Below are 12,684 nucleotides of genomic sequence, written 5' to 3'. Positions count from 1 at the left end.
TACCTTTATAAAAACCATTTTATTCTAAAGCACCTGTGTATAGCATCCTTCGAACATGCCGTGAATCCTTTCCTGGAGGCCACTGTTTGTCAAGATAGTTACCACATCCTTGTGGCAAACAGCTTGATGTACATAATCCAGCCTTCGTTTAACACAGGCGTACATTGAAATACCACAGATGTTCATTGAATCATGATTGAGGTGCAGCAAGATGTGGGTGCAGTGCTTGAGTTGGTTTGTGAAACAGGTGCTAGGAGCACCGTGAGCAGTAGAGACCAGGGAGGGTCTTCTGCTGCGGGAGGAACAAATTAATTCATGCGCTGCATTGGCACAGTCTACACTCATCACGAATTATTTTTATATGCAATTACCCTTATATTTAGGGCGCCTCTAAAAAGCATAATGAACAGATAAATTTTAACATTTATTTGTTATTTTCAGCTTTACTGCGTTCAGCTATATTACCTTCAATACCCAGCTTCTTCGCACGTTCTACCCATTGTTTCCTGGCAAAAACTCGCATATCTTCAACATTATCAGTTTCGTCTATAATTTCCATTCCAATTAAAGTTTCAATGATATCTTCAAAGGTAACCACTCCTTCTGTACAACCAAACTCATCAACAACAATTGCAATATGTTGGCGTTCCATAAGAAATTGACCCAGTAAGTCTGACAGGGTAATTAGCTCTGGCACTGCCAGAATTTCGCGCTTCAAAGACTTGAGTTTTTCATCTGTTCTCCCCTGTGTATTAAGTATCAATACATCATTTTTTAGGACAAAACCGGTTATATCATCAATGTCTCTTTTAAAAACCGGCAAGCGTGAAAAAGGAGTTTGAGATACGAACCTCAATGCATCACTAATCAACATATCTTCAGGGATTGCAGATATTACCGTACGCGGAGTCATAATGTCCGTTATTGTTAATGAGTCAAATCTTAATAAATTTCGAATAATACGCGATTCTTTCTTTTGGATATGACCTGTGTACTCACCCACACGCGCCATAGCTATCAACTCATCTCTACTAAACTCATGCAAACTGTTGCCGCGCGCAATTAATCTTGTAAGCTTTTCAGAAACCCAAACGATTGGGTAAAGCCCCACAATCAGCACCTGTACAACCAACGCGGTGGTTGCAGTGAGCTTTGACCAATAGACGGCACCAATCGTTTTTGGAATAATTTCTGAGAGGAAAAGGATCATCAAAGTCATAGCCGCAGAAAAAAAACCGAACCATGCACTTCCAAATACGACAGTAGCTTTAGCTCCAGCTCCAATTGCACCAACTGTGTGCGCAATCGTATTTAATGTTAAAATAGCCGCCAGTGCTTGATCGACTTTCTCTTGCTTAAGTCGTTTTAAAAGAGCTGCAAGCTTCGGCCGCTTATCTTTAAGCCCCTCAATATAGGATGGTGTAACACTCAAGAGAACCGCTTCCGCTACTGAACAAACAAATGAAAACCCCAATGCCATCAGCACATAGAAAATTAACCAAATGATGTCTTTATTTAACCCTCCACTGTTGGACAGCGTTTCATTCACAGTAACGTCTGCAAGACTAAAACTAACGGATATTAACAGCAATAGAACAAAAGCTATTGAGCGCAGCTTTTTGAGTGTTGATCTTAAGCTCATTCGATAGCCTCCTGGCACAGTGATTTCAATAATTTATAAACATTATCATACTTCACTTTGACTATTTAAACTCCATCTACACCGACGCCAAAACCTGTATGTGCTCCATGTACCAGGCATGCAGGTTGCTTTGCTACTTAGTTAATTATTTTAACCCCATCGGTTTGGACTTCTAAAGAATTAGCACTTTTCAGCCATTCAGTAACTTATTAGTAGCTTGTAGTTATTATTTTTATGATCGAGGTCTAGATGTTTGCAAAGCTTACACATCTCTTTCCAATTCAAGTTCACTTTAACATTTTCTTGCTTCACGACAGGAAGCTTATCCGGTTTTTCGATAAGTTATTTTTATTTAATGACGATATTGACCAACTCAATGGCAAATGCTAACTCTTCTGAGGCCGGGTCTTCGAACCAGGGAGATTCTTTGCCATTTAATGATAGAGGATAACCCAACTATTAAATGAATACTTGTTGTTAAGATATGCGCCTGTGGCAGCCAAGCCTTCAGAGTACGCTAAACAGACTCTTTAGCGATATTTTTCCCAAATTTGCTCTATTGTACCTGAGTCTATGAGCTGCTTTATAGCGTTATTAAAACGAGGCAGTGCCTCAGCTTTATTGGGGTGTATCCGTAACATGATATCTACGCTACTCACCTCATACCCTACTTCAAAGTTTTTATAATCAGGATGTTGTTTCATCTGATAAAGGGCTAGATATTTGTTGATGATAATTTGATCCAGACGACCTAACTCAAGCATTCCTAAAAGTTGTGATTCTTTAGTCATATCTACCCGTAGAATGGCACCACTTTGAAAAAATTGGGTAAAACTAGGGTACTGATATCCTCGAATAACACCAATACGTTTTCCTTCCAAGTCCTCAGGAGCACTCACCGGAATACGTTTACCGGGGGCAAATAAAAGGATATCTATGGATTGTGCATAGGGAACTGTATATAACCCAGGAACCTTTTCCCTTGCCCTCCACTCCGGATTAACGCCAGGCTCAATATCTACTTGGCTTGTCTCAAACATAAGCAAAGAGCGAGTAAAGGGTACATCATGAAAGCTAAAGTGATCCCCCATCTTTTGACCCAATGCATCGAAAAAGTCACTATAAAATCCTTTAAAGGAGTCGCCTTCTTTGAAAAAATAAGGGGGGAAGTCTTCTTGACCATGGAGGACTACGCTGAATTCTTCAGCCACAATAGATGACTTGGGAAGCAATACCCCAATAAGAAACGTAAAAATAAAGCTTAAAAAAATACCTGCAGACTGACTCTTTGAGTTCATTGTCTTAAATTTTTAGTTATATTTAAGTAACACTTGTCACAGTATTCACTCTTAAATACTAGATCAACATAGTATCTTCACCAGCAAGTCATCTTTCACGTATTATTGATCAATGCATTAACCACTCTGCAATTATTCGAGTAACACTTAAATTATCAAGATAGCCATAAAACTTATGAGGGTTAAGGCCATGCTCACCAACCCAAAAATTATACACAATATGATCCTGAATAAGATCAACCAGCTGACGTTGATACATTGGATAGAAACAGTCCGCATGGCGAATATCACGCGAAACAAAGTCATCTGCCGCAGAAAAGTTATGCCACTCGCTAATATTTCTAGGATAACGCCCATCTTCTGGCTCATGAACATCATACAGCTGTTTTGCGACAGCAGGTTCACCTAATGGTGAGCCAACCGTGATAAATAAATTTATTTTTTTATCATGCAATGCATTGTACTCACTCATACGCGATAGTTTCCACAGCACATCATAAGCCACCACACAGCCTAAACTATGGGAAATAATGCAAATATCATCGCCCTTATGCAGAGCAGGCACGAGTAATTCCTGCAATCGATACCGAATTAATGAACCAATAATGCGGTATTTAAAATAAGCACCTAAATCCGGCATAATAGAATTTATAATTTCATCGTTAACCCCAAGTAGGTTAACGATGTGACTAATAAAACCAATACTATCACTGGCACTGGAAAAATGGTTAAGTTGAAATTTTAAATGAGAGTAAGCATCAGATGACTGTTGTTTAATATCAAATAATGATTCCATCGCTGCATCATAACGTCCATTTTGCTCATAGCTATAATCCCACTGAGTGAGAAAATCGGTCACAATTTTTTTCTGTGGTCGCTGATGAGAGGCCCATATTAAAGCATTAGTAACATCTCCAAAATAAACCAACTCGATAGGAACCACTTTACTAATAACCATCTGCGCCACTTCGTCTGAGTATCTAGATAACCCATGGCTCAGAGCTTTATATACCAATCGATATTTTTCATTTTGTTTGGGTTTAGCGGCCCTTCCATGCACTACGATAATTCTTTTTCCCATTGACCTATTCCTTAGCGCCTTACCGCTTGTAACGATTTCCTTCCACCTATCCCCATTAGGAAATGGTGTATTGTTTTTCTAGTCAATCACTGTGTTTTTTAATAACTTATTATTTCCGTAGTATCATGTTGAGCACACCCTCCAACATATTCATGTGCAATTTCCTGTTGCACCGTATTAAGTTTTATATGTAAAAGTGAAGGAGATGGTGGTTGTAAATAATGTCCTTGTTCAATAACAAACTGGAGTTTTTTCATATTGATAAATTCATATAAAAAACCCGCTAAAATACCTGCTGCCACACCTGTAGCAGATTCTTCCTTTATACCCAAACGGGGAGCAAATAAACGAGTACTGGCATCATGTCCCTGCTGTTTTACATCCAAAGAGAATAAATAACATCCCACGACATCAAGAAATTCTGAATAGTGTTTAACGGTTTCATCCACTACCCGAGCCTTCTTCAATACCGCTGCATTTTTAAGAGGGATAAGTAAAAATGGGTTTCCCATATCACCAATGACGGGTTGTAACGGTGCCAGTAAATCCCTAGCGGACAAGTTCAATCCAGCCAGTAATGCCTGCTCATCATAAGCTTGCCAGATATCCAAAGGAGCATGAAATACAGGCGCTTTTTGTTCAATAAAGACCTGACCATCTTCAAAGTAAATTTTACGAATACCATCAATGGTTTCTTTTGTTGCTTCTGAAGATTGCCACTTACCCTGTTTTCGTAACAAGCTAAACACAGCGAGTGTTGCATGGCTACTATGAGCAATTTGCGCCTGAGGCGTAAAAAACTCTGTTTTTACTGTTGCTGAAGAAGAGCTTGAAACAAATGCTGTACGGTACGTACCAGACTTATGAGCAATCTTTTGTTTGTCTTCTTCTGAGAGATGATCTGCATCTAATACTACTGTAGCAGGATTACCGCCCTCATTATGATCAGTAAAGGCATGCACTCTGTGTAGTGTAATCTGGGCCATGAACTGCTCCTTGTTCAGGCAACAGGCTCTGATAATCAGAGCCTGCGTTATTATTTCACTATTTATACACTCCTACGGGTATATCAATAGCACAACTATTGGTAATAAACCGCTTCAAGTATAGCAAAATAGCTAAGCCCACTTTCACTCAAGTGATATTGTCTTAACCAAGCCAAACCCTGGCATTACGGAACATTCTCAACCAAGGCGCATCTTCACCCCATGCAGGTGGATGCCATGAATGCTGAACCGTACGGAACACACGTTCAGGGTGTGGCATCATAATCGTGACCCGCCCATCTGCTGTCGTTAACCCAGTAATACCCTGAGGTGAACCATTAGGATTTGCCGGATACTGCTCAGTAACTTTTCCATAATTATCAACATAACGTAAACTGACTATCCCTTCTGTCCCAGTTTGTTGCCGTGCTTGATCAGAGGCAAACTCAGCATATCCTTCACCATGAGCAACCGCTATCGGTAAGAAAGAGTTCTCCATATCTGCTAACAATATTGAGGGCGATGCTTCTACTTTGACCCGACAAAAACGTGCTTCAAACTGTTCAGACTGGTTTCGTACAAAGTGTGGCCATGCATCTGCTCCAGGGATTAATTCTCGAAGGTTGGAAAGCATTTGACAGCCATTACACACACCTAAGGCGAAGCTATCTTCACGATTAAAGAACTCAACAAACTGATCTCTAGCACGAGAATTAAACAGAATCGACTTAGCCCAACCTTCTCCTGCACCCAATACATCACCATAGGAAAATCCACCACAGGCTACGAGTCCGTTAAATTGATCGAGGGTTACCTGCCCTGAAAGCACTTCACTCATGTGAACATCAACGGTCATAAAACCAGCACGATCAAACGCTGCAGCCATTTCCAGCTGACCATTCACCCCCTGTTCCCGCAAGACCGCTATGGAGGGTCTGACGCCTGTATTAATAAACGGCGCAGCGACATTCTCTTGAGGGTCAAATGAAGTAATAACAGTTAAACCAGGATCTTGCTCATCCTGAAGCTGATTAAACTCTTGCTCAGCACATTTAGGGTTATCCCGTAATGCTTGCATGCGATAGCTGGTTTCGGCCCACCACTGTTGCCATTTTGCTCTAGCCCCTTCAAGAACCACAGTATCCTCAAAGGTGAAGACGAGCTGTTGATCATTACTGACCGTTCCTAAAGGATGAATACAAGGTGTATCCAGCCCAGCTTTTAAAAGCTCAGACTTAACGTAATCAACATCAGCTTCTCTAACTTGAATGACGACACCCAGCTCCTCATTAAACAGCCCTGCCATTATCGCTTCTTGCTGTCGGACATAGCTATCAAGTGCAATACGCAGCCCCGTATGTCCAGCAAAGGCCATTTCAGCTAAAGCAGCAAGTAAACCACCGTCTGAGCGATCATGATAAGCGAGTAGTTTCTGCTCTTGGTTAAGTCGCTGTATAGCTGTAAAGAACTGACTTAACCGCTGAGGGTCATCAACATCAGGAGACTGATCACCCACTTGACGATAGACCTGAGCCAATGCAGAACCTCCTAATCGCTGCATGCCCCCAGCAAGATCAATTAACAGTAGCTGAGTGGCCCCCTGATTAGTGACCAGTTGTGGCGTTAACGTTTTTCTTACATCTTGTACTGGTGAAAATGCAGAAATAATCAGTGACATTGGTGCAGTCACTGATTTTTCTTCACCTTGTTCTTGCCATTGGGTACGCATAGACATTGAGTCCTTCCCAACAGGAATGGTCAAGCCTAAAACAGGGCAAAATTCCATGCCCACCGCTTTAACCGTGTCATACAGAACAGCATCTTCACCTTCATAACCTGCCGCTGCCATCCAGTTAGCCGACAGCTTAATATCACTGAGCTTGGCAATACTTGCTGCTGCAATATTCGTGATTGCTTCGCCAATAGCCATTCTTCCTGATGCAGGGCCATCTAATAGTGCGAGAGGTGTTCGCTCCCCCATAGCCATAGCTTCGCCGGTGTAACTATTCAGCGTAGTCGATGTGACTGCCACATCTGCCACAGGTACCTGCCAAGGCCCTACCATCTGATCCCGACACACCATGCCGGTAATTGAGCGATCACCAATCGTAATTAAAAAGCTTTTACTGGCCACCGCAGGAAGTTTTAAAACCCGCTCTATAGCTTCTTCAAGCTGTACACCTGATACATTTAGTGGCGGGAAGCTGACTTCTCTACGCCAAACGTTTCGATGCATTTTGGGTGGTTTACCCAATAAAACATCCAGGGATAGATCCACAGGCTTATTCTTAAAGTGCTTATCTGTTACCGTTAAGTGTGTTGCCTCTGTTGCCTCACCAACAACCGCATAGGGACAACGCTCTCGTTCACAAATCGCAATAAATGTTTCCAATGCCTCAGGCGTAACAGCGAGGACATAACGCTCTTGGGATTCATTACACCAAATAGCCAGTGGGGACATACCTGGCTCATCATTAGGAATAGCTCGCAGCTCAAACTTGCCACCACGTCCACCATCATTCACCAACTCCGGCAAAGCATTGGACAGCCCCCCTGCGCCTACATCATGAATAAAAGCAATTGGGTTATCAGTGCCCATCTGCCAGCACTGATCTATTACCTCCTGACAACGTCGTTCCATCTCAGGGTTATCCCGCTGTACAGAGGCAAAGTCCAAATCAGCTTCACCTTCACCAGAAGCCATTGAGGACGCAGCACCGCCTCCCAAACCAATCTGCATGGCAGGACCACCCAGCACAATTAGTTTTGCCCCAACAGGAATTTCACCTTTATTGACATGCTCCGCTTTAATGCTGCCAAGTCCCCCTGCCAACATAATCGGCTTATGATATCCCCTTACTTCTGCCCCCTGCTTAGATGGGACATGTTGTTCATAGGTCCGGAAATAACCACACAGGTTTGGACGACCAAACTCGTTATTGAATCCAGCCCCTCCCAGAGGACCATCCAGCATAATATCTAACGCTGAAACGATACGATCCGGCTTGCCATAAGACACTTCCCATGGCTGTTGGAATCCAGGAATATTTAAGTTCGAAACAGAAAACCCTGTTAGGCCGGCTTTCGGCTTGGATCCTCGTCCAGTAGCCCCTTCATCGCGTATTTCTCCCCCAGACCCTGTTGAGGCCCCAGGATAAGGTGCAATAGCCGTTGGATGGTTGTGCGTTTCAACTTTCATTAAAATATGAACAGGTTGACGATGATACTGATATTCTTTGCTTTCTGATTCAGGATAAAAGCGGTCAGCAGTAAATCCTTCTATTACCGAAGCATTATCACTGTAGGCGGATAACACTCCCTCCTGATGCATGGTGTAGGTGTTCTTGATCATGGCAAACAAGGAATAATCTTGCTCTTCATCATCAATCGTCCATTGTGCATTGAAAATTTTGTGCCTACAGTGTTCTGAATTTGCTTGAGCAAACATCATCAACTCAACATCAGTGGGATCCCGCTGTAGCTGCTGATAGCTCGTCAAAAGGTAGTCAATTTCATCTTCAGCCAGGGCTAATCCTAGTTGCTGATTCGCCTGCTCAAGTGCATTACGTCCTTTAGTCAAAACGGGTACTGTCGTCAGGGGAGCAGGCTCTGTTGTTGCAAATAACTGCTCTGCCTGCGTCATTTTATCCAATACCACATCATCAAAAGCGATCTGAGTCATCCGGTCATATAAACAGCTCTTGATGGCTACTTTATCTTCATTTGTTAGCGGCTCATTTGTCATCAAACAGAAAACTGTTCCCCGCTCAATACGTTCAATGTTACTCAGACCACAGTTGTGGGCAATATTGGTCGCTTTACTTGACCAAGGGGAAATTGTACCTGGCCGGGGTGTCACAAGAACCAGAGAGCCTTCTAAGTCATGGCTGGCTCTTTTAGGACCATATTCAAGAAGTCGTTGAAGAAGTTGAAGTTGAGAGGAAGAAAGGGAGGAGGACGTGTGGATAAAATGGCGAAACTCGGCGTATAAATCTGTGATTTTTGGCACTTTTGACCGGATTTCAGCAAGGAGTTTTAATCGGCGAAACTCGGACAAAGCAGGTGCACCGCGCAATTCAAGCATGGTAGATTCGGACCTCTTTCTTTATCGTCTGCTTGTAAAGTATCAGCATGTTGCTATACCCAGGGACTCGTCAGGTACGAGGACAAACCAGAACAGCCACTAACCAGAACAGGTATTGTGTCGGGCGCTAATCATACTGGATATACTGACTAACAGCCACTATCAACCACCTGTTCTCTCTAGAATATTCCCTAAGAGTTTTCCAAATGTTGCTCGTATCAGTTAATATTTATTTTTTAAATACAAATGATTAGGTGCATGGTTCAGCAATATTGGTTTTGGCTTTCATATTATCAGCGTTGGTCCCGAGGGGTTCTTTTACTGCCCGTTGTATTGCTATTGGCAGCATGTGAACAACCAGTCAGCACGCTTGATCAAATTAAGCAAACCAATACACTATGGGTAATGACTCGCAATAGTCCCACCACCTATTTCCAGTGGCGCGACCAGCCCACAGGGTTTGAATATGAACTCGCCAAGCTGTTTGCCAAAGACCTAGGTGTTGAACTCAAGCTGGTCACTGCCAACTCCCTGAATGATATTTTTGCCTCTATCAGCTCAGGCCCTCATGAACATCGCTTTCATATTGCTGCAGCCGGATTAAGTATCACCAAAGAAAGACAACAACGTGCGCGCTTTGGTCCACCGTATATGAACGTCAACTTGAGTCTAATTTACAATACAAGCCAGCCTCGACCCACGTCTTTAGCTGACTTGGTGGGAAAACGGATAATGGTGATGGCGGGTAGTAGCCATGAAGAGCGACTCAAGGAAGCCAGTGAAACCCTGAATTTGACCTGGGAATCAACCACTGAGCATGAAGCCATGGACCTCATTAAGATGGTGAATGATGGAGAAATTGACTATTCCATTGTGGACTCTAACGTTCTGGCAATGAATTACATTTACTTTCCAAAAGTTCGTTCAGCATTTGACTTACAGCCCAGCGAACAGCTTGCTTGGGCACTTTCTCCCAACGCCGACGCAGAATTTATTGCCCGTATAACACAGTTTTTTGAAAAAATTCGTAAAAACGGCACATTAGACCAATTGAATGAACGCTTTTACGGTCATGTTGATCAGTTGAACTATGTTGGTGTTAAAACCTTTATTCAGCAAACTCAAAAACGTTTGCCCAAACATGAAAAACAGTTCAAAAAAGTGGCCAAAAAACAGGAGTTGGACTGGCGATTACTTGCTGCAATAGGTTACCAAGAGTCTCATTGGCGAGCACGAGCAAAGTCTCCAACAGGCGTTCGAGGACTCATGATGCTAACACGCCCAACAGCAAAAGAAGTGGGTGTTAAAAATCGACTGGATCCTAAGCAAAGCATTCAAGGCGGGGCCAAATACTTTCAGAAAATTAAAGGGCGACTATCCGAAGACATTAAAGAGCCTGATCGAACTTGGATGGCATTAGCCGCTTATAATGTAGGCTTAGGTCATCTGCAAGATGCACAAGACATTACCCGTAGGCTGGGTGGAAATGCGAATAAGTGGGTAGATGTCAAAAAAAGTTTACCCTTGCTTGCCAAAAAACAATGGTTCAGCCAAACCCGTTATGGTTACGCCAGAGGCTACGAGCCTGTGCTTTATGTACAAAATATTCGTCGTTATTATGACTTACTACAATGGCTAACCGTACCCAAAGATGAAGCCTCAACGACAGTTCAAGCGGCTCACACCCCAGGCGTTTTTGAGCCAGAGAAATCAAGCAAAATTAAGTTAAACTAATATTATTCATACGCTATCTGAATTATTTTTGTTATTCTGCTTCAACTGTTTACGTGCATCTCGTCGCTGCTGAAAAAATGCCTGAAGTAATAGACTAGACTCGTCGGCCAAAACACCACCCGTCACCGCAACCTGGTGATTCATATAATCTGCTTGTAACAACTGGTTTTTACTCTTAATAGCACCAGACTTCGGTTCCGAAGCAGCATACACCAAACGCTGTATACGGCTATGTACCAGCGCTCCTGCACACATCGTGCAAGGCTCTAAGGTTACATAGAGTGTACAGTGCAATAGTCGGTAATTTTGTAACACCGCTGCCCCCCGTTGTAACACCATGATTTCCGCATGAGCGATTGGGTTACATTGTGATATAGGCTGGTTATACCCTGCACTGAGTAATCGTCCGTGCTGAACTAAAACAGCACCAACAGGTACTTCACCTTGTTGTGCTGCAAGCCGGGCCTGCTGAAGTGCAAATCGCATCCAGAAGCGATCAATTACCGCTTGAGAAGCTGTTTTTTGTTGACAGGAAGAAAGCAATTGATGGGTGAACGGGACGTGTGGCATAGAAGTTACGACGTTTTTACCGGTTTACACTGTTTATGTCTACAATTTAAGTCAGACCATGGAACGAAACACATTACAAAGGATTTGTCATGACTGCAATACAGGCTATTCCTCCCGACCTCGATCTTAAACAGTTTGATATTTTCAAGCCACTGAGTCAGGCAGATATAATTCTTTTGTGCCGTGCAGGCTCATACGTAGAAATTCCTAAAAATAAGTACATCTTTAATTTAGGCGAACAAGATAACCACGACTATTTTCTTATTAAAGGTACTATTGAGCTGATTGCAGCCGATGAGCGTAGTAAAGAAATTAAAGGTGGCACCCCCACCGCTGTTGCTCCACTCGCTCGGTTACGCCCTCGCCAATTTTCAGGAAAATCGAAAACGCCTGTTAAGCTCATTATTTTTGAGCATGATAAATTAGCGCGTTTTCTCCGCCTACGCCAATCCAGCAACAATCAGGATCATAGTCTTGAGCACCAAATAGCCCAAGAAATCCTGGCTGGCCATGTCATCTTACACTCGCTGCCGAAAGCGATTCAGCTCATCAAACAGCAAGATCTAAAAGACCCTACTATTGAAACACTAGCTCGCTCGATTGCATTTGACCTGGCAATTTGTTGCAAAATAATGTCTACCGCTAATACTCCTTTATTTAGCCCTTATCAACCAGTATGTACGCTGACTGAAGCGATAAAAACCCTGGGCACTGATACCTGCATGCAACTAGTGGAATATTACTGTCAGAGAGAAGTGCAATCAGAAAGTAATAGTTTTGTCCTTAAGGTCATGAGGAACATTTGGTTGCAAAGTGCAGAAGTTGGCAGCCTCTGTTATTTGATCGCGAAAGACAGTAAAAAACTTAATCCTGAGGCTGGCTTACTGTTAGGTATGTTAAACTTTTTGGGTCAACTTGCTATTTTAAGTTACGGCGTTCATCATGATTATTTCGAAGAGCTGGCCAATCAGTTTACCCCTGATGAAACACAGCAAATTGCGCATTTAATTTTAGAAAAATGGAATTTTCCTGTTGAGTTTTGTTCTGCTGTAAAACATAGCTGTCAATGGCAGTATCAGTCATCAAACGAACAAGATTACACATCACTCTTAATTCTAGCCAACTTAATTATGCGTAAACGCCATCAGCCGCAAAACCAAGGGTTACCGGATGTCCTTAGTATTCCTGCAGCCACGCATTTTGATCATAACAATCTACGACAAGTGGCCGAGAATCGCAGCTATGAAGGTGGACCCTCAATTACAGAATATCAAAAACTACTTGCTTAA

Annotated in this window: 8 protein-coding genes; 2 read left to right on the top strand and 6 right to left on the bottom strand. The window is 42.6% G+C overall.

Annotated features, from left to right (window positions below):
• Positions 1-424 precede the first annotated feature (424 nt).
• The 5 genes from KCG35_RS17730 to purL form a co-directional block, all read right to left on the bottom strand.
• Positions 425-1,642 (bottom strand): hemolysin family protein, encoded by a 1,218-nt coding sequence (locus KCG35_RS17730; RefSeq protein ID WP_215821135.1) that lies wholly within the window; start codon positions 1,640-1,642, stop codon positions 425-427.
• A gap of 530 nt (positions 1,643-2,172) precedes the next feature.
• Positions 2,173-2,940, bottom strand: coding sequence for a substrate-binding periplasmic protein (locus KCG35_RS17725; RefSeq protein WP_215821134.1), 768 nt, complete (start codon positions 2,938-2,940; stop codon positions 2,173-2,175).
• 109 nt (positions 2,941-3,049) lie between these two features.
• Entirely contained in the window at positions 3,050-4,021 is a 972-nt protein-coding gene (locus KCG35_RS17720) for a hypothetical protein (RefSeq protein ID WP_215821133.1), read from the bottom strand.
• 98 nt (positions 4,022-4,119) lie between these two features.
• The gene (locus tag KCG35_RS17715; protein ID WP_215821132.1) at positions 4,120-5,007 is read right to left on the bottom strand and encodes a PhzF family phenazine biosynthesis protein; all 888 of its coding nucleotides are present in this window, start codon (positions 5,005-5,007) and stop codon (positions 4,120-4,122) included.
• Positions 5,008-5,170: 163 nt separating this feature from the next.
• On the bottom strand, positions 5,171-9,091 hold the full coding sequence (purL, locus tag KCG35_RS17710) for a phosphoribosylformylglycinamidine synthase (RefSeq protein WP_215821131.1): 3,921 nt from the start codon (positions 9,089-9,091) through the stop codon (positions 5,171-5,173).
• A gap of 258 nt (positions 9,092-9,349) precedes the next feature.
• Between purL and mltF the strand changes: the two genes are divergently transcribed.
• Positions 9,350-10,825: a membrane-bound lytic murein transglycosylase MltF gene (gene mltF, locus KCG35_RS17705; RefSeq protein WP_215821130.1), complete on the top strand. Its 1,476-nt coding sequence runs from the start codon at positions 9,350-9,352 to the stop codon at positions 10,823-10,825.
• A 6-nt stretch (positions 10,826-10,831) separates the two neighbouring features.
• Here mltF and tadA read toward each other — a convergent pair whose 3' ends face one another.
• Entirely contained in the window at positions 10,832-11,395 is a 564-nt protein-coding gene (tadA, locus tag KCG35_RS17700) for a tRNA adenosine(34) deaminase TadA (RefSeq protein WP_215821129.1), read from the bottom strand.
• 89 nt (positions 11,396-11,484) lie between these two features.
• Here tadA and KCG35_RS17695 point away from each other — a divergent pair, with 89 nt between their 5' ends.
• Positions 11,485-12,684 carry an HDOD domain-containing protein gene (locus KCG35_RS17695; protein ID WP_215821128.1) on the top strand — a complete coding sequence of 400 codons (1,200 nt, stop codon included), beginning with the start codon at positions 11,485-11,487 and terminating at the stop codon, positions 12,682-12,684.

This window comes from Zooshikella harenae, from assembly GCF_018837975.1.
Lineage (GTDB): Bacteria > Pseudomonadota > Gammaproteobacteria > Pseudomonadales > Zooshikellaceae > Zooshikella > Zooshikella harenae.
Note: the sequence above shows the minus strand (reverse complement) of the source record. Positions and strands in the feature narration are given on the sequence as shown.